Source organism: Pusillimonas sp., from assembly GCF_044464525.1.
GTDB lineage: Bacteria > Pseudomonadota > Gammaproteobacteria > Burkholderiales > Burkholderiaceae_B > Pusillimonas.
The window spans coordinates 105,605-127,230 of the sequence record NZ_JBIQLE010000004.1; the positions used below are offsets into that span (position 1 = coordinate 105,605).

At 57.4% G+C, this 21,626-nt stretch carries 17 protein-coding genes; 3 read left to right on the top strand and 14 right to left on the bottom strand.

Annotation, left to right across the window (positions count from 1 at the left end):
- Positions 1-31 precede the first annotated feature (31 nt).
- A complete protein-coding gene (locus ACIY1O_RS03630; RefSeq protein WP_397473716.1) occupies positions 32-1,228 on the top strand; it encodes a DegT/DnrJ/EryC1/StrS family aminotransferase in 1,197 nt (398 codons plus the stop codon).
- Complete coding sequence (locus ACIY1O_RS03635; protein WP_397473717.1) at positions 1,218-3,251, top strand: polysaccharide biosynthesis protein; 2,034 nt, start codon at positions 1,218-1,220, stop codon at positions 3,249-3,251. Before ACIY1O_RS03630 ends, ACIY1O_RS03635 begins: the two co-directional genes overlap by 11 nt.
- Before the next feature lie 59 nt (positions 3,252-3,310).
- Here ACIY1O_RS03635 and ACIY1O_RS03640 read toward each other — a convergent pair whose 3' ends face one another.
- From ACIY1O_RS03640 to ACIY1O_RS03660, 5 genes are all read right to left on the bottom strand, one after another.
- Complete coding sequence (locus ACIY1O_RS03640; RefSeq protein WP_397473718.1) at positions 3,311-3,439, bottom strand: sensory rhodopsin transducer; 129 nt, start codon at positions 3,437-3,439, stop codon at positions 3,311-3,313.
- Positions 3,440-3,594: 155 nt separating this feature from the next.
- A complete protein-coding gene (locus tag ACIY1O_RS03645) occupies positions 3,595-3,885 on the bottom strand; it encodes a hypothetical protein (RefSeq protein ID WP_397473719.1) in 291 nt (96 codons plus the stop codon).
- A gap of 482 nt (positions 3,886-4,367) precedes the next feature.
- Positions 4,368-5,036 (bottom strand): helix-turn-helix domain-containing protein, encoded by a 669-nt coding sequence (locus tag ACIY1O_RS03650; protein WP_397473720.1) that lies wholly within the window; start codon positions 5,034-5,036, stop codon positions 4,368-4,370.
- A 137-nt stretch (positions 5,037-5,173) separates the two neighbouring features.
- Complete coding sequence (locus ACIY1O_RS03655) at positions 5,174-5,560, bottom strand: nuclear transport factor 2 family protein (RefSeq protein WP_397473721.1); 387 nt, start codon at positions 5,558-5,560, stop codon at positions 5,174-5,176.
- A 240-nt stretch (positions 5,561-5,800) separates the two neighbouring features.
- Complete coding sequence (locus ACIY1O_RS03660; RefSeq protein WP_397473722.1) at positions 5,801-8,731, bottom strand: ATP-binding protein; 2,931 nt, start codon at positions 8,729-8,731, stop codon at positions 5,801-5,803.
- A gap of 404 nt (positions 8,732-9,135) precedes the next feature.
- Between ACIY1O_RS03660 and ACIY1O_RS03665 the strand changes: the two genes are divergently transcribed.
- Complete coding sequence (locus ACIY1O_RS03665; protein WP_397473723.1) at positions 9,136-9,732, top strand: nuclear transport factor 2 family protein; 597 nt, start codon at positions 9,136-9,138, stop codon at positions 9,730-9,732.
- Between the two features lie 93 nt (positions 9,733-9,825).
- Here ACIY1O_RS03665 and ACIY1O_RS03670 read toward each other — a convergent pair whose 3' ends face one another.
- The 9 genes from ACIY1O_RS03670 to ACIY1O_RS03710 form a co-directional block, all read right to left on the bottom strand.
- Positions 9,826-12,765 carry an ATP-binding protein gene (locus tag ACIY1O_RS03670; RefSeq protein WP_397473724.1) on the bottom strand — a complete coding sequence of 980 codons (2,940 nt, stop codon included), beginning with the start codon at positions 12,763-12,765 and terminating at the stop codon, positions 9,826-9,828.
- Between the two features lie 217 nt (positions 12,766-12,982).
- Positions 12,983-14,086 carry an alkene reductase gene (locus ACIY1O_RS03675; protein WP_397473725.1) on the bottom strand — a complete coding sequence of 368 codons (1,104 nt, stop codon included), beginning with the start codon at positions 14,084-14,086 and terminating at the stop codon, positions 12,983-12,985.
- A gap of 76 nt (positions 14,087-14,162) precedes the next feature.
- Positions 14,163-15,170, bottom strand: coding sequence for an NADP-dependent oxidoreductase (locus ACIY1O_RS03680; protein WP_397473726.1), 1,008 nt, complete (start codon positions 15,168-15,170; stop codon positions 14,163-14,165).
- A 64-nt stretch (positions 15,171-15,234) separates the two neighbouring features.
- The gene (locus ACIY1O_RS03685; RefSeq protein ID WP_397473727.1) at positions 15,235-16,119 is read right to left on the bottom strand and encodes an alpha/beta fold hydrolase; all 885 of its coding nucleotides are present in this window, start codon (positions 16,117-16,119) and stop codon (positions 15,235-15,237) included.
- Between the two features lie 98 nt (positions 16,120-16,217).
- A complete protein-coding gene (locus tag ACIY1O_RS03690; RefSeq protein ID WP_397473728.1) occupies positions 16,218-17,063 on the bottom strand; it encodes an alpha/beta fold hydrolase in 846 nt (281 codons plus the stop codon).
- A gap of 103 nt (positions 17,064-17,166) precedes the next feature.
- Positions 17,167-19,224, bottom strand: a complete 2,058-nt coding sequence (locus tag ACIY1O_RS03695; protein WP_397473729.1) for a prolyl oligopeptidase family serine peptidase — start codon at positions 19,222-19,224, stop codon at positions 17,167-17,169.
- A 47-nt stretch (positions 19,225-19,271) separates the two neighbouring features.
- Positions 19,272-20,303, bottom strand: a complete 1,032-nt coding sequence (locus ACIY1O_RS03700) for an NAD(P)-dependent oxidoreductase (RefSeq protein WP_397473730.1) — start codon at positions 20,301-20,303, stop codon at positions 19,272-19,274.
- A 66-nt stretch (positions 20,304-20,369) separates the two neighbouring features.
- A complete protein-coding gene (locus ACIY1O_RS03705) occupies positions 20,370-20,771 on the bottom strand; it encodes a RidA family protein (RefSeq protein ID WP_397473731.1) in 402 nt (133 codons plus the stop codon).
- 82 nt (positions 20,772-20,853) lie between these two features.
- Positions 20,854-21,594, bottom strand: a complete 741-nt coding sequence (locus ACIY1O_RS03710) for an SDR family NAD(P)-dependent oxidoreductase (protein ID WP_397473732.1) — start codon at positions 21,592-21,594, stop codon at positions 20,854-20,856.
- Between the last annotated feature and the right edge of the window lie 32 nt (positions 21,595-21,626).

Here is a 21,626-nt window from a genome sequence, read left to right on the forward strand (position 1 = left end):
TCCATTCCCTTATTTTGCGAGCTTGCACATTATGTTGAATACCGCTTTTTCGCCCTGGCCGCACTACACCAACGAGGAAGCTCAGGCTGTCGGCAAAGTACTGCTTTCCAACAAGGTCAACTATTGGACGGGCGAGGAAGGTCGACGATTCGAAAAGGAATTTGCCGAATGGTCCGGCTGCGCTCATGCCGTCGCTCTGGGTAACGGCACGCAGGCGCTCGAAGCGGCATTGATCGCCTTGGAACTCCAGCCGGGCGACGAGGTTATCGTGACCCCGCGCACCTTCCTGGCTTCGGCCTCGAGCATAGTGCGCAGTGGCGCAGTGCCCGTGTTCGCCGACGTCGATCGCGACTCGCAAAACATCAACGCCCGGTCCATCGCGGCCGTGCTGACGAAACAAACACGAGCCGTGATCTGCGTGCACCTGGCGGGCTGGCCCTGCGACATGGACCCCATCATGGAGTTGGCCCGCGAGCACGACCTATGGGTCATCGAAGACTGCGCCCAAGCCCATGGCGCCCGCTACAAGAACAGGCCTGTTGGCTCCATTGGCCACATCGGCGCCTGGTCATTCTGCCAGGACAAAATCATGACGACCGGCGGTGAGGGCGGCATGATCACCACCAACGACAAGACGCTGTGGCGCAAGATCTGGGCACATAAAGATCACGGTAAAAGCTGGGAGGCAGTCTATGAACGCGAGCACCCTTCCGGATTTCGCTGGCTGCATGAAAGCTTCGGCACCAACTGGCGCATGCAGGAAACTCAAGCGGTCATTGGCCGCATCCAGCTTCAACGCATGCCTGAATGGCATGAGCGTCGGCTTGCGCACGCGCGTCGCATCTGGAACGCAGCCCGCCGCATTCGGGGGCTGCGAGCGCCCAAGGTCCCCGGTTATTGCCGACACGCTGCCTATAAATGCTATGTCTTTGTCGAGCCTGAAAGCCTGCGGGACGACTGGAGCCGCGACCGAATCATTCAGGAGATCAATGCGCGCGGCGTGCCCTGCTACCAGGGCTCATGTTCTGAGGTCTATTTGGAGAAAGCCTTTGACGGCACGGGCTGGCGCCCAGCGCGCCCCTTGCCGGTAGCCCGCGAACTGGGTGAAACCTCTCTGATGTTTCTGGTTCACCCCACCCTAGAGGAAAACGAGATCACGCAAACCTGCCTGGCGCTGGCCGGCGTCATGCGCGAGGCAACGCTTATGGAAACTCACCATGGACAGTGAACGAACCCTGCACGTTCACAGCCAGGCGCTGAGGGAACGGCTGCTGAAGCTCTCCCCTCGCAGCAAGCGCATGCTGCAGATCGCCGTGGACGTGCTCCTGATCTGGCTGGCGCTATGGCTGGCGTTTGTCATACGGCTGGGAGACGCCCGCGTCGTACAGCCCTTCGGCAATCACGCGTGGCTGTTCACCGCCGCGCCCTTGACCGCCATCCCATTGTTCTTGCGTTGCGGGCTGTACCGCACCGTCATGCGCTACCTGGGCCCGCAGGCACTGACGGCGATCGGCCGCGTCGTCACCGCTGCCGCCGCTTTGCTGGCCGTCGTCGTCTACCTGTATGGCGACTCGCGCGCCATCGTTCCGCGCTCGACCATCATCATCTATTGGCTGCTGAGCCTGCTTTTCATTGGTGGTCTTCGGGCGCTCGTGCGGCACTATTTCAACAACGTACAGTTCGGCGAGGACACCCTGCCCCTGATACCGAATGGCGGCCGACGCAAAGAAGAACGTCCACGCGTGGTGATCTACGGCGCGGGCGCGGCCGGCAACCAGCTTCTGCAAGCGCTGCGGCTGGGCGGTGAACTGTTGCCCGTTGGTTTTATGGACGACAACCCCGAGCTGACAGGACGCCTGATGGCAGGCCTGCAAGTGTATTCGCCGAATAAGATCGACTATATGCTGCGCGATACAGATGCCCACGAAATACTCCTGGCCATACCATCGGCCTCGCGGGCGCGCCGTAATGAAATCATCGACATGCTGGTGTCGCACGCCGTGCCCGTACGCACCTTGCCTGGGCTGATGGACCTTGCGGCCGGCCGCGTGCAGGTCGAGGCCCTGCGCGAGGTTCGCGTCGACGACCTGCTGGGGCGCGATCCCGTCGCGCCCGACCAGGCCCTGTTCGCCCGCTGCATAGACGACCAGGTCGTCATGGTGACCGGCGCGGGCGGATCGATCGGCTCAGAGCTTTGCCGGCAGATCATGCGCGGCACACCGCGAGCCCTGATCCTGTTCGAGCATTCCGAGTTCGGGCTGTATGCCGTCCAGCGCGAACTTGAAGAACACGCACAACGGACAGGCTTGCCGATACGCATCGTCCCGGTGCTGGGCTCGGTGCGCAACCCCAGTCGCCTGTTCGACGTAATGGACGCCTGGAAGGTGGACACCGTTTACCACGCCGCCGCCTACAAGCATGTGCCCATGGTCGAAAACAACGTCGCCGAGGGCGTCGTCAACAACACCTTCGGCACCCTTTATGCCGCCCAGGCCGCGCTACGTGCCGGCGTAAGCCACTTCGTGCTGGTTTCCACCGACAAGGCCGTGCGCCCCACCAACGTGATGGGCGGCACCAAGCGCATGGCGGAGTTGGTCCTGCAGGCCCTGGCCAAGGAAGACCGGCCGGTCCTGTATGGCAAGCGCGACAGCGCCGTCGACAATCGCACCCGCTTCACCATGGTGCGCTTCGGCAACGTGCTTGGTTCTTCGGGCTCGGTCATTCCGCTGTTCAAGCAGCAGATCCGCAAGGGCGGTCCCGTCACCGTCACCCATCCGGACATCACGCGCTACTTCATGACCATACCCGAGGCGGCCCAACTCGTGATCCAGGCCGGCTCCATGGGCCGGGGCGGCGACGTCTTCGTGCTGGACATGGGGGAGCCGGTAAAGATAGCCAGGCTGGCCGAGAAAATGGTCCAGCTCTCGGGCCTGAGCGTGCGCCACGCCGGCAATTCCGACGGCGATATTGAAATCCGCTACACCGGCCTGCGCCCCGGCGAAAAACTATATGAAGAATTGTTGATTGGCGACAATGTCTCGCCCACCGAACATCCCATGATCATGCGCGCCGACGAAAAAGACATGCCCTGGAGCGCACTAAAGGCCGCCCTGGCCGAACTGGACAGCGCCATCCGGCTGGACGACTACCCGCGCTCGCGCGAGCTGTTCCAGCAGCTTGTCGATGGCTACCAGAGCAACGGAGAAATCGTCGATCTCATTTATCAAAAACGCGGGTCGATGGCGACCTGAACAGCGGTTCAAACAATAGCATCACCACACCCAAGGGGTAGATAAGGTGATAGGCAGCCCTAATCGTTCGGATAGGCAACCGTACTTAGCAAAGCCAGCGCCAACTGCCGGGAGTCTAGCCTCGTATGTTGGACTACGCTGTCGTCGCCATTGGTACTATCTGCGGGGATATAACCTTCTGTTGCCACAGATCACGGAACGAAAAGACGCGATGCTGCAGTCGGCCGGTGCCGCCTGACGCTTGGGAAGATCAGCTGGCGAGCGGGCGGCGGGGCCGACATTGCTAAACGGTGCGCGCATCACGCACGACTGTTGGGAGCAGTTTCGGCCTCGCACAGCACGCCTACTCACTGGTGGTAGTTGCCCCAGTCCGTTGTCGTTTCAGCTCTTGGTACTTTGCGTAGCGCCGCTGGTACTCGGCGCCGTATACGTCGTATGAAAGTATGTCAGAGGTGTGTTGGTCAAAGCCGGCTTTTCTCCAATCGGAAAGGTCGTTCTTAACGTTCTCACTGGCCCCCGAGACGTGTACTGGCTGTCGGGGCTGCCTTGGTGATTCTTGCGCGTGGGCTGTCGTGAAGGCAGCGGACGCCACCAGGCTGATCGCAATGGCAAAGTTGGTAGTCGAAGTAGTCATAGTTGTTCCTGATGAAAGTAGTGATGTTGCTGGTGATTAGGCCGATTTCGTAGCGGCCTTTTCAGCGTTGAAACCGCCGGAATTTTCGACGACGCTCATAAAACCCTCGCCGTCTCCTTGCGGGATCAGTCAAGCTAAAGCTTGCAGCACATCGGTACGCGGCTCCTCGCAGCGTCGAGAGAATCGACGAAACATGAAGAGGTTGGTAGTCGATAAAGATGTATGCCCTAGTGCCTTGACTGAGGTATCACTATCTCGCAAACGACCAGCCATTAATTGGATAAGCTTGCTGGTATGGAAGAACCGTGAGGTCGTTATTTCGTCGCTTGGCGGGGGTGCGATACGGGAGCGCTGTACTGCTCAACACCGTGGGCGCCAGTACCGTTATTTCGGCTCACGGTATCTCGGTACGTCTGCTTGAAGGACGAGAACTTTGCGTAACTCTTGTATTGCGGGACATCAGCGCGGCAATCGACATCGGCTTACTGGCCAAGCGGAGCCCGGGAGCTCCGAGCCTCGCGGGACGACATCCGCGAAGCAAACGCGTCACTTGAGAATTCGGCATGTTGCGACTTCCGTATCTGACGACTTGTGTCTAGCGACCCGCAGGCATATTGCCGCCGCCATTCACCCGGCGGCATACCCACCAGCCGCCGAAACTGGCGCGTGAAATGAGACTGATCGCACATCCCGCAATCGAGCGCGATTTGGGAAAGGGAATGGTTAGTCGTTAGCATCAGCTGCTGCGAGCGCTCTATGCGCCGGCTCGCAACGTAGGCGAACGGAGCCTGGCCGAATGTCGCCTTGAAAGTTCGAAAGAAGTGCCCCGCGCTCATTCCAGTGAGTGCGATGAGATCAGGACTTCTGATAGGCTGCTCGAGATTCTCCTCGATGAAGGTTTTCAGGCGTTTCGCCTGCCACCGCGGTAGTCCGCCGTAGAGTGCGCGCTCAACCTTCGGTTGGGCGTCCCTTTCCAGAGTAGCCGCCAGCAACCCTGCCGCCCGGGACAGGTATGCTTGGGCTCCCTGACGATCAAGTTCCACCTTGGATTGTGCTTCAGTGAGTAGCTCCAGCAAAGTTGCTGCCAATGCCACCCCGCTCTGCCGACTCCGTTCCTCAGCCTCAGTGGCTGACACCGCGATAGTGTTCATGGGATTCTCTCCGATCAAAAACGTGGATCTCGATCCACCTATGTAGAATGATCGGGCGTACACACTCAAATGCGGTAGTAAGGAGTTGAAAAGCTCCGTAAAGGAGACCTGCTCTATCTCTACGCCGAGCTTCCCGACTACGTGTCGAAAGAAGACGTGCCCGAGCGATCTCGCAGAACAATCAACTGCACGATTTTGTCTTCCGTGAGTGTGAAATAAAGCATAACTCTCAACGGTTCAGGCAACCCACGCTTATCAAAATTTCCGTCGGCGTGAGCCGCGACCACGCAGTGGCCGTAGTGCTGGATCCAATGAGTGGGGCGAAGCGTTAGCTGCTGCCCGATAACATCTCGCGCGGCCCACTCGCTTAGTTGTGCCCGCCCGCGCCACTGCTCCAACTGATCATTGACGATCGAGTCCGCCGCGAAGACCTCAAGAAGACGGGGCAGGTCACCAGCATTCGTTGCCTCAAAGAACTCTCCCACAGTTGGAGGAAGGAGAGAACCGCTTGATTGACTGGCCAAGAAACACCTCCTACAGGGCGCGTACGCCCCCGAATTGCGTCCTTGTATCCTACGAGTTCGCGTGTCGTGGCGCCCGTAAAGCGGTGTAAAACCCTGTAAATGACCGTGTAGTCCGGAGCCTCTTTTTAATTAGTGCTCACTATTTCTTGACCGAAAGTGCAGTTCCAGTATTGCGATGCTGAGACTTTGCTGGAATAAGGCCCTCGGGGTGAACACCTCGCCAAGCAATGGCATTACGACTTAATCAGCGTCTGGCTTTGCTGTCGGGGCCCGACGCCAGGCGTTCATCAACTGTAAGGCGGTTCTGAGATCGCGCGTTTCGTATCCTTCCGTAAAGCGGCCGTAAACCTCGGCGAGGATCGCGTAGGCTTCTTCAGCCCGCTTCTCGCTTGCAAGCAGTGCACCTAAAGCCATGGCGGAGCGCAATTCCAAACTGAGCGCGCCTTGACTGTTTGCAAGCTCCATCGCATGCCGCAACATCTCTTCAGCAGCGCGCGGATCCAATCGACCGGAAACAATCCCGATTTGCGCGCGCGTACGCAACAACTCAGGTATGTCGAATGAATCTTGGCGTGCCTCAGCCCCTTCCACTGCCGCGGCTATCATCGCCTCGGCCTCCAGGATCTCACCGCATTCGAACAGCGCCTCAGATATCGATCGGGTCAGCCTGTTCGTGAGGATTTGTCGCCTCTCCGCATGCATGGTAGCTAGCGCCTCTCGAAGCCTGTTTGCCGCAGTCCGGAACTCTCCGCGAAGCAAAGCTACTTCGCCTGATAGCGCGACGCCAAAATCCGCGTTTGTACCAAACGAGTAACGACCGACGTGTTCAATGAGGCGGCTTACCAGCGCTTCCGATTCCTCTACATCTCCCCGCCACAAAAAAACCGTCGAAGCGTATAGCAAAGCGACGAACATGCTCATTGGCTGCTCGTCCGGCTCAGCTTCCTCGACTGCCTGACGTGCAACTTGAGCGGCGCGGTCGGTCGCGCCGCTCAGCCAGAGTGCGCGTGCCAAGACGATAAGGGCGCGGGTCCGATGTTCGTAACCATAAATATCTACCTTCGTCACGCCCCGCGCCGCAGCTTGCTTGAAGCCCTCTTCGATATGGCATAGCGCTCCCGCCTGATCGCCCGCCAAGTGATACGCACACCCGAGCATCCACTCGGACATGACGATTCCCGCAGATGAACCGACCCTGCGCGCCAGCTCGAGACTGCGGCAACTCACCTCGACCGCCTCACGGAAGCGTCCAATATGGCACATAACGATATGCTGCCCCGCGAGCAGCTCGAGTTCAGTTTCGTGGTCGCCCAACTTCCGTGCCAGACTCAGCCCGCATTCAATTGAATGACGAAGTTCATCTCGATCTACGCAAGTAAACAATGCGGAGATCACCAACGCCTCTTGCAAAATGAGATGCGTCGCGGAGCCCTCGTGTGAGCCCAGTTGCAACAGCGCGGCCTGACACCAGCGATGGCACTCTTCCAGCAGTGATAATTCCAATAGAAGCGGTACGGCGAACGCTGCCAGACGAACTCCCAGTTCGCCTTCCCCCTCCTCGGAGAATGCCCAGGCAAGAGCAGTGCGCACGTTGCCGACCTGCATCACATCACTGTCCGCAGCCCGCCGCGCACTCTCATGATCACTACTTCGGGAGAATTGCTCAATGAGATATTCGGCGAGTTTCCGCGAGACGGTGTTGACCTCTCTCGAGTCCAACAGTTTTACCGAGGCGTACGTGCGCGTCGTATCCAGAAGACGCAGATAGCTTGATCCATTCAAGATCACTGGTGACAGCAATGATTTGTCGATGAGGCTTGCGGTTGCTTCCGCCACCTGAGTTTCCGTGATTACCGCGTCCGCTGCAAGCCGCTGTGCTGCCGCTAGCTTGAACGGAGCCACAAACACGGACGACCGGTACAACACGCAACGTTCGCGCTCGGACAACAGGTTGTAACTCCAATCAAGCATTGCCTGGAGAGTCTGATGCCTGGGAGGCGCGCTACGGCGGCCCTGCCATAGAAGATTGAAGCGGTTGTCGATCAGTTCTGCGGTTCCTCGCAGACCATGCGATCGAACCCGCCCGGCTGCCCATTCGATAGCCAGGGCGATGCCGTCCATCTTTCGACAAATCTCGACGGCAAGCGGAGCCAGCTCATCCGTCAGCGCCTCTTGTACCCCACTTGCAGCCACGCGATCCATAAAAAGCTGGACCGCAGGAAACGCCAACGCATCGGCCGCCGTAATACCATCGCTAACAGGCGGAGCATCAAGCGCTGGAAGGATATGAACGTGTTCCCCCTCGACACGCAACAACTCGCGACTGGTCGCAAGCAGGTGAGTTTGCGGCGTGCGTTTATAAAGCCATTCTGCGAGAACCGCAATTTCGTCGATGAGGTGCTCACAATTGTCCAGTAGCAGCAACGCTCTTCGGGCGCAAAAAAACGCCCGGATGCTTGACTTGGGATCATGCACCTGCATCTTCAAGCCAAGCACGGAAGCAATCGCGCCGGGCACGAGCGCGGAATCAGTCACTGAGGCTAGGTCGACGTAGTACACCGCGCCGTCAAAGGCATCTAGCATCGTATGCGCCACGCAGATCGCAACAGTCGTCTTGCCCATTCCACCCGGGCCGATGATGCTTACAAACCGATGATCTGTGAGCAACTCGACAATTTCCTGCACCGAACCATCACGCCCAATGAGACGTCCGAGCTGCTCGGGCAACGATTGTTCCGAGAGCGAAATGGGCGCTCCGCTGGCGAAGAGTAAATCGGGGGTGGCTTCGAGTTTCGGAGATAGCGACTCGAGACGCACTCGTGAAACGGGCGCGACGAAGGTGTAACCGCGACCAGGGAGATTGACGATGTAGCGCGCACCGTCCTTCCCATCATCCAAGGACTTGCGAAGGCTCGAGATGGCTACCCGCAAGTTGGCCTCGTCCACCACTAGACCTGACCATGCTCGCGCGATCAAGTCTCGCCGGGAAAGTACGTCGCCGCCCCGCTCAACCAACGCAATCAGCAGATCAAGCGAGCGACTGCCAAGTTTGACTGCCACCCCCTGTCGCTGCAGCACGCGTTTAGCGACATGCAGACGAAACGGGCCAAACTCGAGGACCCCATCTTCCTCCGGCATGCGAGGCCGCGGATGCAAATGATTTTTTTCCACGCTACAGGCTCCGCAAGACAATACACGAGGTCCTCATCCAGCTTGTACCACCCTAATGGCCGCACGAATCGTCCATAAAAGCACGCCCGTCCAATCAACGGAGGGCTTTGTGCGAGATAGTGATACTGCCTTTATGGCAATAGCCTGAGTGCGGCCAATAAAGCCGAAAACTGCCCGGGCATCTACCTCAGGCACCGCCACGGTAGACCGGATATCGATGCAGTGGTGGTAGCCACTATCGACACAAAAAGGTTCTACAGGAAATTTAACATGACCAACCCAAAACTCAGACTTCTGACTCCGGACCTCTTCCACGATCGCCAACCCCAGATAGAGTTTGGGGTTCAAAGTATTGACCGACGAACGTTGAGTAACACCATTGGTCCCCTAAATGGAGAACGCTCATGATCACGATTATTCAAACCAAATCGGCCGCCGCAGTAATTGCGCTCGCCGCTAGTATGTCCATCGCGTCAATTTCATTCGTCCTCCCAGCCAAAGCACAGTCGATTGGCGACGCGCAGTCTGCAGCCTCACTGTCGGTTGTCATGGAATTCCTGTCGAATACCACGCCTGACAAAGTTGAAGCTGCCGCGAAGCGATTGGTCGCTCCAAACGCAACCTACGTTTCTCTTAACTTCGACAATCCGGAACTTAAGAAAATCCTGCCTTGGACCGGTACAAACAAGGGTCCGAAGGCCTACAGCAGCGTATTCATGCAGGTCGGGCACTACTGGAAAATCGAAGACTTTGCTATCACCGATAAAATTGCTTCCGGCGAAGATGTCGCGATTTTTGGTAAATTTACCTACCGATCCGTAACTATGGGCGACGTGTTCACATCACCGTTTTCCATCCTCGCCAAGGTCCGTGACGGAAAGATGATTTATTTCCAGTTCATGGAAGATACCTATGCCTCTGCCAGCTCGTTCCGCCAGTCGGGCTCGTGGACTTTGAAAACGACCGAAGACACAGCCGCCTTCTCGGTAGGAGCGGAGTAACACAAGGAATTCTACCGAATCAGGCAACCAACGCTTATCGAAATTCCAGTCGGCGTAAGCCACGACAGCACTAAAGCCGTGTAAACCGCGAGGTCAATCAGAAACCCGCTCTTCCCTCGCGACCGGACGCCAGGCTTCGATGAACTGTCTGGCTGTTCTCAGATCGCGTGTTTCGTGCCCTTCCTTAAAGCGGCCGTAAACCGCCGCTAGGATCGCGTAGGCTTCATCAGCCTGGTCCTCGTTTGCAAGCAGTGCGCCTAAAGCCATGGCGGAGCGCAATTCCAAACTGAGCGCGCCTTGACTATTTGCAAGTTCAATCGAATTTCGCAACATTGTCTTGGCCGCGCCAGAATCCAACCGACCGGAAACAACCCCGACTTGCGCGCGCGTACGTAACAGCTCAGGCATGTCGAATGATTCATGCCGCGCCACGGCTCCTTCCAGAGCCGCGGAGATCAAAGCCTCCGCCTCCAGGATTTCACCGCATTCGAGCAGGGCCTCCGACATCGATCGGCCGAGCGTCGTCGTGAGTAAGAGACGTTTCTCCGCCTGCAATGTACCTAACGCCTCGCGGAGCCTGTTTGCCGCCACATGGAATTCCCCCCTCAGCAAAGCCACTTCGCCTGACATAGCAATACCGAAGGCCGCCCATGGACCAAACGGGTAACGACCGACATGCTCCACGAGACGGCTCACGAGCACTTCGGCTTCCTCTACGTCTCCCCGCCACACGAAAACCGTCGACGCGTATAGCAATTCGGCGACGAATACGTTCACCGGCTGTTCGTTCTGCTCGGCTTCCTGTACCGCCTGATGCGCAACTTGGGCTGCACGGTCTACGGCGCCGCTCAGCCAGAGTGCGCGCGCCAGGACGATGAGCGCACGTGTGCGATGTGCGTAACCATATATACCGACCTTCGTCACCCCCCACGCCGCAGCTTGCTTGAAGCCCTCTTGGATGTGGCGTAGCGCGCCCGCTTGATCGCCGACCAAGTGATACGCACAACCGAGCATCCACTCAGTCATGACGATGCCTGCCGGAGAGTTGACCCTGCGCGCCAGCTCAATACTGCGCTTGCTCACTTCGACCACCCCCTTGGTGTCACCGACTTCGATCATAAAGATATGCAGTCCCGTGAGCAGTCCGAGTTCGCGTTCGTGATCGTTCAAGTCCCGGGCAAGGCGCAGCGCAAGCTCGATCGAATTGCGGACTTCCTTTCCACTGCCTCGAGTCAGTAGTGCGGAGATCGCCGATGCCTCTTGCAAGATAAGGTGCGTCCGCGAACCCTCATGCGAACCCAGTTGCAACAGCGCAGCGTGACACCAGCGATAACATTCCTCCAGCAGCGCCAACTCCAACAGACGCGGTGCGGCGAGCGCTGCCAAACGAACTCCCAATGCGCCATCACCTGTCTCGGAAAATGCCCAGGCAAGCGCAGTGTGCACGTTGCCGACCTGCATCACATCATGGTCCGCCGCCCGACGCTCATTCTCATGATCACTATTTCGGTTGAATTGCTCGATGAGATACTCGGAAAGAGTCCGCGAGACGGAGTCGACCTCTCCCGACTCCGTCAGTTTTTCCGAGGCGTACGCGCGCGTCGTATCCAGAAGACGCAGATAACTCGATCCGTTCAATATTGATGAAGACAGCAGTGATTTGTCGACAAGGCTTTCAATTGCCACTAGCACCTCGGCTTGGGTCAGGATCGCGTCTGCTGCGATCCACTGCGCCGCCTTCAGTTGGAACGGGCCTACGAACACCGACAGCCGGTACAGGACACGGCGCTCGCTCGCGGATATCAGGTTGCAACTCCAATCAAGCATCGCCTGGAGCGTCTGATGCCTCGGGGGCGCGCTACGCCTCCCCTGCCAGAGGAGATTGAACCGGCTGTTAATCAGTTCCGCAGTTCCGCGCAGACCGTAAGAGCGCACCCGGCCCGCTGCCCATTCGATCGCCAAGGCAATGCCATCCATCTTTCGACAGATTTCTACAGCAAGTAGGGCGGTCTCATCCGTCAGCGTCTCCCGCGCCCCGCTTGCCGCGACTCGATCCATGAAAAGCTGGACTGCGGAAAACTCCATCGCACCCGACGCTGTCATCGCTTCTTCAGCCAATGGAACATCAAGCGGTCGAAGAATATGCACATGTTCGCCCTCGACACGCAACAACTCTCGACTGGTCGCAAGTAGATGAGCTTGAGGCGCCGATTTATAAAGCCACTCCGCAAGAGCCGCAATCTCGCCGATCAGGTGCTCGCAATTGTCCAGCACGAGCAAAGCTCTTCGGGCAGTAAAAAAAGCGAGGATGCTCGGCTTGGGATCTTGCACCCGCACCCTCAACCCAAGCACGGAAGCAATCGCGCTCGCAACAACCGGAGCGTCAGTGACTGCGGCAAGGTCGACGTAGAACACGGCGCCACCAAAGTCATTGAGCATCGTATGTGCTACAGAAATTGCGACGGTCGTCTTCCCCATTCCACCTGGACCCGTGATGCTCACAAACCGATGATCTGTGAGCAGCTGGCCAACTTCCTGCACCGAACCGTCACGCCCAATGAGACGCCCGAGTCGCTGGGGCAACGAATGCTCCAACGCCGAAACCTGCATCAGGTTGGCAGAGCGCCCATCGGAAGACCGGGCAATCTCGAGTTTCGGAGACGGCGACTTGAGGCGCACTTGAGAAACGGGTGCTACGAACGTGTAACCGCGACCAGGGAGGTTGACGATGTAGCGCGCACCGTCTTTCCCATCATCCAAGCACTTGCGAAGGTTCGAGATGGCCACGCGCAAGTTGGCCTCATCTACCACTAGCCCCGACCATGCCCGCGCGATTAACTCTCGACGGGAAAGTACGTCGCCGGCCCGCTCGACCAAAGCAATGAGAAGATCGAGCGAGCGACTGCCGAGTTTGACAGCCACCCCATTCCTCTGCAGCAGCCGTCCTGCCATGTACAGGCTAAACGGGCCAAACTCGACGACCTCGTCACCCTCTGGTGCGCGAGGCCTGGAATGCAAATGGTCAATCTCCACGCTACAGGCTCCGCCACACTAAACACGAAATCCTCGCCCAACTTGTACCACTCTGGGAAGTCTCATGCAATAGTGTAGCGTGCCGAGTTAACCGATCATGAACCTAGGCGCGAGAAGTTGGAAACTGCCGCGTTCCGAGTCGGGCTACGGCGCACGTGCCGAATCTCTCATCCAGTGACCCTCGACAAATAGAGGTCACTAAACTGTATCTAGTCGTTCATAGCGTTGCGGCCTCATACACTGGGTAATCTGTATATCCCCCCTGATCTCCTCCGTAAAAGGTGCTTGGGTCGGGCGTGGTCAACGGCCAATCATTCTTGAAGCGTTCAACCAGATCGGGATTAGAAATGAAGGCCCGGCCAAACGCGACAAGATCAGCCAGGCCCTCCCGGATATCCTGTTGAGCGTCTTCCTTTGTGTACTGACCAGCCAGAATCAGCGTCCCGGTATATGTTCGCCTGAATCGCCTCAGAAATTCTCTTCCATCCTCATTTTCAATCAATGCATCGCGATTGCTGATATGCACGTATGCGAGGCGTCGCTTCGAAAGTTCCTGCGCAAGTGCGATCCAGGTATTTTCCTCACCATCGAAGGCAGGCATGTCAAAAATACGATTGAAAGGTGAGATACGAAACCCCACACGCTCACGACCTATTCGATCAACCACTGTGTCAACAAGCTCTAACGCGAAGCGAAGCCGCCCTGTGATCGTGCCTCCGTATTCATCGGTCCGATCGTTGATGCCGGCATTTATAAACTGTTCGATCAAATAACCGTTGCCACCGTGTATCTCCACCCCATCGAAATCAGCATCGATGGCGTTTGCTGCCGCATTGGCAAAGTCCTGAAGAACGCTTTTAATTTCGCTGGCCGATAGCGGTCGCGGTGCGCTGGCTTGTACAGGGCCGGGGTTCCCGGCTTCATCGTACGCGAATGACGTCGTGTTCTCGGCCCGCTTGGATGTCGCACCCACGGGCGATTCGCCATTTTCAAACAAGGAAGTATGAGAGACGCGACCAACGTGCCAAAGCTGGCTGAATATTCTCCCGCCTTTGTCATGAACTGCGTGCGTGACCTTGCGCCAGCCTGCTAACTGTTCCTGCGTGTGAATGCCTGGAGTGAACAGATAGCCGACACCTTGGCGAGACACCTGGGAGCCTTCGGTGACGATCAGACCCGCACCGGCACGTTGGGCGTAGTACAGCGCCGTTTCATCATCAGGAACCGTGTCTGCCGCTCGCGACCGAGTCATTGGAGCCATGACCGTACGATTAGTGAGCCGCAGCCCCGACAGATCGTAGTCTGAGAAGAGGGTTTTCATAGATATCAGGACCTTTAAGAACTAAGCAGTTAAAACCTACATGTGCGGCAGCAACTTAGCTGCCCGCAACTACACGCTAGCGTGTCACTTCGAGAAGTAGCTTGCCGAAATTCCGCCCTGAATAAAGATCTTGCAGCGACGAGACAGCGTTCTCGAGCCCCTGCCGTATATCCTGTCTTGTCGTGAGGTAACCGCCTTGCATCCATGTAGCCAGGTTTTCCACGGCTTCCGGGAAACGGGCTCGGTAATCATCGAATATGAATCCACGAATAGTGAGGCGTCGCATCATGATGGTCCACCAGAAGCTGGGCTGAGCATCAGCATCCACGGCGTTGTACTCGGAGATGATCCCGCAAAGAGACACACGGCCGAACATCTTCATGCGCTCCATGACGGCGTTTCTGATCGGGCCGCCTACCTGTTCGAAATAGATATCCACGCCCTCGGGTGCCAGATAATCCAGCGCTTCGCCCACGTTCACGGACTTATAGTCGATGCAGGCGTCAAAACCCAGCTGCTCGGTGACGAACGCACCTTTCTCTGGGCCCCCGGCAATACCGATCACCCGACAGCCTTTCAGCTTACCGAGTTGGCCGACGATCTGGCCGACGCCTCCGGCTGCCGCAGAAACTACCAGCGTTTCTCCAGGCTGGGGGCGGGTGACATCCAGTAGGCCGAAGTAAGCAGTGGGACCTACGAGACTAAATGTTCCGAACGTCTCCGCCAGACTCAGTCCCGTGAAGGCCGGAAGCTCCGTAAGTCCGCTGCCGTCACTGACGGTATAGTCAGCCCATTCACCGGCGCCGCTCAGAACTGTGCCTACCGCCATGCCTTCCTTCTTACTTTCTTCGACGATCCCGACCACGAGCCCGCACATCGGAGCGCCAAGCTCGACAGGTGGCAGAAACTGTTCCTGATCGCCTATGAAAACTCGCTGTGCCGGATCGAGTGACAGGTAACGAACGCGAAACAGAAACTGACCGTCACTGAGTTCGGGAATTGGCTCCGAGCCAAATTGAAAATCGTCAGCAACGATTGAACCGGCAGGACGGCGCGCCAGGCGCCAGACATGACGTCTTGTCATGATAATTACCTCGATGATTTGTCGAAATAATCGGGGCTGACGACCATGCCAGCCGACTTGATTTCTATTGAGCCTCGAACTGTCGCGATTGGTAGGCAACCGGTTCAAGAAAAGCGCGCATTAAGGTGGCCACCTGTTGCGCGTGCGTCTCTAAGGCAAAATGTCCTGCATCGAGGAGGCGAACCTCGGCTTCCGGCAGATCCTGCTTGTAAGCAGCAGCGCCGGCAGGCACGAATGCGGGATCATGACGTCCCCACACCGCAAGCAACGGCGGGAGGTGCTCCCGAAAGTAAGACTGAAACGCCGAATAAAGCGCGACGTTGCTTCTGTAGTCGAGAATCAGATCAAGCTGGATCTCCTCGGCGCCAGGCCGTGCCATGTAGGCAATGTCCAGTTCGTAGCCGTCAGGGGATAGGAGTTCCGGCTCGGCACCCGTGCCGTATTGCCAGTTGCGAATGACCTCCGGCGAGAGCGATTCTCGGCAGGCTTCCCGGTTCGCCGCGTTCGGCTCGCGCCAGTATGTCTCCCAAGGCCCCCATTGATCGCTAAACCCTTCGATATAAGAGTTTCCGTTCTGCGAGACGATCGCCCACACCCTATCAGGATTTCGCATGGCGACCCGCAGACCCACCGGGGCACCGTAATCGAAGACGTACAACGCATATCGATCCAGGGACATAGCTTCGGTGAAACCCGAGATTACATCAGCGAGGTTGTTGAACGTGTACTCAAAGGCACCGCGGGGAGGCGACCTCGTCTGGCCGAATCCGGGCAAGTCCGGTGCGATCAACCTGAAGCGATCAGCCAGTAACGGAATCAGGTCACGGAACATGTGACTCGCGCTCGGGAAACCGTGCAGGAGCAGAATTACTGGAGCGTCTCTAGGCCCTGCGTCGCGGTAAAACACCTCGACATCATCGACTTGTATAAACTCGTAACGTGTTTTCATTGCCAGTTCCTCTTGTCTTTTTTTCGTAGATATCAACGTAACTTCGTAGCCCGGTAAGCACTATCGATTTGCCCTGCTAGCAGCAGTCGGCACGCAGGCTAAGCGCCAACGACGACACGATTCGAGCCGCGAATAAACGCCAGCACGTCAGCGTTGAACTGATCAGCATCAACTTGGGCCAATCCATGTGATCCACCCGGATAGATCTTGAGGGCGCCGTCGTTCACGAGTCGCACAGCAAGCTCCGCAGAAGCAGCGAGCGGGACGATCTGATCATCGTCGCCATGGATAAACAGCACCGGGTTATTGATGGCTTTTAGGTCTGCGGTGTAATCCACTTCGGAAAACTCGCGAATGCAGTCGTAGTGGGACTTGATCCCGCCTTGCATGCCTTGCAACCAGAACGCCCGCTGAAGCCCTTCGTTAATCGTGACACCCTCCCGGTTGAAGCCGTAAAAAGGTATGGTCAGATCCCAAAAGAACTGCGACCGATTCGAAGCAGTGCCCGTTCGAATACCATCGAAGGCTTCCATCGGAGTGCCATGTGGATTGCTATCGGTTTTCAGCATCAACGGGGGCACCGCGCCAACTAGTACGACTTTTGCCACCCTTTCAGAGCCGTGCCGGCCGATATAATGCGCGACCTCCCCACCGCCGGTGGAATGACCAACGAGGATGATGTTGCGCAGATCAAGAAACTCGAATAGCTCGGCAAGATCGTCAGCATATCGGTCCATTTCGTTGCCGAACCAAGTCTGCTCTGACCGTCCATGGCCTCGACGGTCATGGGCAATGACCCGATACCCGTGTTGTCCGAAGAACAACATCTGGTTGTCCCAAGCGTCAGACGAAAGCGGCCAACCGTGCGAGAAAAAAATGGGCTGGCCTTCGCCCCAATTTTTATAGAAAAGCGTGACGTTGTCGCTAGTGGTAAACGTACTCATCGTTATGGCTCCTGTGGGTGAATCTCAGAGCAACGATAAGGCGACTACCCAAGCGACGATAGAACCGTTGTGTCCTGTTTGGACGAATATAGGATTGGCAATCTCACTCGGAATGGCCAACGACCAAACCGGACCAGTGCGCGGCAAACGCCCACATGTCCGCGACTTCGTCTATCGCCTTGTCCGTCGGCTTACCCGTGCCATGACCCGCACGGGTTTCGACGCGCAACAGGTGTGGGTGAGCACCAAGATCAGAGTACTGTAGGGTCGCAACGTACTTGAATGAATGGGCCGGCACGACACGGTCATCGGTGTCGGCCGTCGTGACGAGAATGGCCGGATACTGCGTTCCGGGGCGGATATTATGCAAAGGCGAGTAGGCAAAAAGATTCTGGAAATCCGCTTTGCGATCAGGACGGCCGAACTCCTGCGCCCAGAACTGGCCCCCAGTGAAGCGGTTGAACCGCAGCATGTCAAGGACACCGACACCTACCAAGGCTGCCGCAAAAAGGTCGGGCCGCTGATTGACTACGGCTCCGATCAGCAGGCCGCCGTTGGACTCGCCATGAATGGCCAATCCGTCCGGCGACGTTAACCCTTTTCGCTTAAGGAATTCACCAGCTGCGATGAAGTCATCGACGGAGTTCTGTTTGTTTTGCCCGCGCCCGGCGTCGTGCCAGGCTTTGCCATACTCTCCACCACCCCTGATGTTCGCGACCGCATAGACTCCGCCTTGCTCTACCCACGCCATTACAGCGGGCGAGTAGAAGGGAACCATGGAAATGCCAAACCCTCCATAGGCTGTAAGCATGGTTGCTGCGGGAGCAGTTACATCGGCGCGACGTACGACAAAAACCGGTACTTGCGTGTCGTCCTTGGATGCATAGAAGTGCTGCTCTACCAAAACATTGCTTAGGTCGATCGCCACCTTTGGCTGCGCCCAAGTGGTTTTGGTATTGTCAGAGACGTTATAGCGGTAGATAGTGGTCGGCGCGTCGTGGCTGGTGAAGACAAAGAAGGCCTCGTCATCGCCCCATCGACCGTGGAAGGCACCGGCGCTACCGACGCCCGGTAACTCTACGACCCCATCTGCCGTTCCGTCGATCTTATAGCGCTCTATCTCAGTTTTAGCGTCGTGCATATAAGAAACGATGAGACGGTTACCTACGAGCGCACCGAACCTAAGTACTTTGTCGTGGCGCTCTGCGATGAGCTTACGGAACACCGCTTGAGAATCGGTACAGTCTGTCGTCACGATGCGCCCGCGCTCTGCCCCGTCTTGCGTATGCAAGAAAAGTGTCGTGCCGATGTTTCCGATAAGAACCCAAGCATGGTCGAAAGTATCGATAAAGCTCCTGACTGGCCAAGTCGGGCTACTTAAGTCGGCTAACGCCAACCCGTTGCCACCCGTAAGGGCCGTTGAATAAATCACAGCGTATCGCCCGTCAGCGGTGACTTCTACCGTGTGAATGAGCGGGAAATCGGCCTCCCGGGTGTAAAGGAGCCGGTCGTCGGCCTGCTTCGTTCCGAGCTGGTGGAAATAAACCGCATGCCCTTTAACCGGCGCCAGGAGTTCAGTGCCCTTTTCCGGCTCGGAATTACGGGAGTAGAAAAAGCCCGAGCTATCCGTGGTCCAGGCAATGCTCGTGAAACGGGCCCACTTGATCTCGTCTGCAAAGACCTTGCCACTATCGACTTCGAGCACGCGAACCGTGCGCCAGTCGGAACCGCCTTCCTGGATGGCATAGGCTAGATAGCGTCCATCTTCCGACGGTGCCCATTCAGCCAGAGCGGTGGCGCCGTCGCTCGACCATTCGTTAGGGTCGATGACAACACGATCCGAACCATCCACACCTTCGCGGACGAAGAGGACGGCTTGGTTGTCCAGCCCAGAGTTACGCGTGAAAAAATACCGCCCACGCCGCTTTTCCGGCGTGGTGAGCCGCTCATGATCAAACAAGGCAGCCAGGCGCTCTTGAAAGACAGCCCGTCCGGGAAGCTCCGTCAGATAAGAAGTAGACAGTTTATTTTGCGCACCTACCCAGTCGGAAATAGCGAGGTCACGGCTAATATCGTTTTCCAACCAGCGATAGGGGTCGGCGACGATTTGGCCGAAATGTTCGTCGGCATCATTTCCCTGAGGAGTGTGTGGATAGATCAATAGACTCTCTTGGTCGGCTGTGTTGAAAAGGATGGCCTTAAATTTTCTTATTGACGCATAGGTTGCCCGACGTCCAGCGAGACTATGCTGCCGCCTTCCGCACGCAACCGGGATAGATAAGTAGCGTGATCGAGAACCTGGAAAGGAAAATACAACCCTGCCGGGGTCGGCGCACTGCCATCCAGCCCGACCAGCCGCTCGAGGATCATGCTGATGCCCAGGGCGGTCAAGTGTGCTGCACCGCCGGGATGGAAGACCGCATGACGAGTGCGAAGCGGACGGCCATCATGGTCGTCACCGGCCAGCTCGATGATTATTTCAGTCGATTTGGGCCCGCCACGACGACGGGACGAACTGACACCCGTCGCAATATTGAACTGCACGTTCGGCGCCCCAGTCGCTACGGCCAGGCCAACTACATCGATGGACGAGAAGCCAGTTGCTTCCACCTTGGCGCCATCGATTGCATGGAATTCCGCTTTGGCACCCTCTTTACTGCGCCAGACATAGCTGCCGTCACGATGAGTAAGAGCTGCCGGCATCATATGGCTCAGCCGCTCAAAATCCTCGGCAACGGCCGGCCCGCCTCCATCCTGCTCGTCGACAAGAGCACCTATTCTGATCTCTTGGATCTTTGCAAAATCTTTTGCGCATGCGAGCGTGCCGATAGTTGTAGCGCCGACCAGCCACTCATAGCCCAGGACGATCGCCGCGGCGCCGGGCGAATGCATATAGGTGGCGACTTCAGGAGCGATCTCATAGACTCCCGAAGAGATGCTTAGATGCGGCACCCTACGGCCTTGGGCAAAGCGCAGGCCGGCCAAGCGGTCGTCAGCGTAAAAGACCACGACAGCGCTTACCCTGCGATCTCCGAGACCAAGATCGTCGGCGCGCGGGTCAATGACAACGCCTTCTGCCTGGCCTATCTCGCCAGCCGCTTCACGGCTCTTGACCAGATCGCGCCCGCCGATCAGCAAAGGAACCTCGGGATATATGTTGCGCAGTGCGCGGGCAGTCAGGCGACCGATAGCGCCCGTGCCGCCCATCAGTAGAATAGGATCTGAATTTAGTTGAGCCATTGGTCAAGTCTCCCGCGACAGCGTGACTGGAGGAGTGCATCCGAGTCAGCTCTGTCGTATAAGTGTTCAATGAATGATTGCGGTTACGCGAATCTCGAAGCGCATCGTGGGAAGGCCCAATGCTTCAACCCCCAACTGCGTCCAGATCGGTTCGTGGTTAGGCATGTACTGGCGGTACAACTTGACGATCGTGTCGTTGACGATCGGCGGAAAGCCGCCGACATGGTATGTGTTGACGTGAATCACTTGATCCCAGGTCGCCCCGGCCTTCGCCAGAACGAGCTCGATATTACGGAAGGCGGCAGCAATCTCTTCATCGACCGCCTCGGGGATTTCCAGGTCATCGTTCCAGCCGCCCTGACCGGATGTCTCCACCCGGTTCCCGATCCTGACAGCGGTCGAAAAACGCAGGGTTTGGCGGAACATCTCTCCAAACCCCGGCGTGACGAAAAATTCGGGTTTTTCCATTGTGTTTCTCCAAGATAAAGCCACGCCGTGCTCAATGCAACCTGAAGCAGGCAATGGGCTTTCGAGCGAACATCGCGTTCGCTCAGGCGATTGCGCCCCCGTCCACGGTCAAGGTGGCGCCCGTAATCATGCTCGCGGCGGAACTGGCAAGAAAGACCACGGCGCTCGCGAGTTCGTGTGGCTCGGCGTAGCGTCCCAAAGAGGTCAAGCTTCGTTGAAGATCGGCAGCCTCGCCATCTGCCGGATTGGAATCCGTATTGGTCGCACCGGGTTGCACCAAATTTACCGTGACGCCGACCGGGCCCAACTCGCGCGAAAGGCCGCGGGTGAAGGAAGTAAGTGCCGCCTTGGACATCGCATAAATCGTAATGCCCGGGAAAGGAACCCGCTCGCCCAGGGCCGAACCGATAGTGATGATGCGGCCCCCATCCGCGAAATGTGGCATAACTGCCTTCGCAAACAGCACCGGCGCTCGGACATTGATGTCCATCACAGCCTGATAATCGTCCGCGTTTAAGTCTGCGATCATTCCGGTGTGGCCAATCGCAGCACTATTAACGAGGATATCGAGTCCACCGAGCATGGAAACCGCTTCGCTGACAGAGTGTGAGATAGCCGCTGGGTCGGCGCTATCGGCTTGGATGGCAACTGCGCGACGCCCTGTTTTCTCAATTGACTTAGCCAATGTTTCGGCTTTCTCAGTTGAGCGTTGGTAAGTGAATGCAACGTCGGCACCATTTTCCGCCAGTGCCCTCACGATCGCGGCTCCGATTCCTCGTGATCCGCCAGTTACCAGTGCGCGCTTTCCATTTAAATCGATCATTATTCGTCCTTCCAGTGTGTTTGAGTGATTCA

Coding starts and splice junctions, on each gene's coding strand:
- ACIY1O_RS03680 (WP_397473726.1), bottom strand. CDS start 15,170: ATGACAAGACGTCATGTCTGGCGCCTGGCGCGCCGTCCTGCCGGTTCA.
- ACIY1O_RS03700 (WP_397473730.1), bottom strand. CDS start 20,303: ATGGCTCAACTAAATTCAGATCCTATTCTACTGATGGGCGGCACGGGC.
- ACIY1O_RS03675 (WP_397473725.1), bottom strand. CDS start 14,086: ATGAAAACCCTCTTCTCAGACTACGATCTGTCGGGGCTGCGGCTCACT.
- ACIY1O_RS03650 (WP_397473720.1), bottom strand. CDS start 5,036: ATGAACACTATCGCGGTGTCAGCCACTGAGGCTGAGGAACGGAGTCGG.
- ACIY1O_RS03630 (WP_397473716.1), top strand. CDS start 32: ATGTTGAATACCGCTTTTTCGCCCTGGCCGCACTACACCAACGAGGAA.
- ACIY1O_RS03710 (WP_397473732.1), bottom strand. CDS start 21,594: ATGATCGATTTAAATGGAAAGCGCGCACTGGTAACTGGCGGATCACGA.
- ACIY1O_RS03635 (WP_397473717.1), top strand. CDS start 1,218: ATGGACAGTGAACGAACCCTGCACGTTCACAGCCAGGCGCTGAGGGAA.
- ACIY1O_RS03685 (WP_397473727.1), bottom strand. CDS start 16,119: ATGAAAACACGTTACGAGTTTATACAAGTCGATGATGTCGAGGTGTTT.
- ACIY1O_RS03705 (WP_397473731.1), bottom strand. CDS start 20,771: ATGGAAAAACCCGAATTTTTCGTCACGCCGGGGTTTGGAGAGATGTTC.
- ACIY1O_RS03690 (WP_397473728.1), bottom strand. CDS start 17,063: ATGAGTACGTTTACCACTAGCGACAACGTCACGCTTTTCTATAAAAAT.
- ACIY1O_RS03665 (WP_397473723.1), top strand. CDS start 9,136: ATGATCACGATTATTCAAACCAAATCGGCCGCCGCAGTAATTGCGCTC.
- ACIY1O_RS03645 (WP_397473719.1), bottom strand. CDS start 3,885: ATGACTACTTCGACTACCAACTTTGCCATTGCGATCAGCCTGGTGGCG.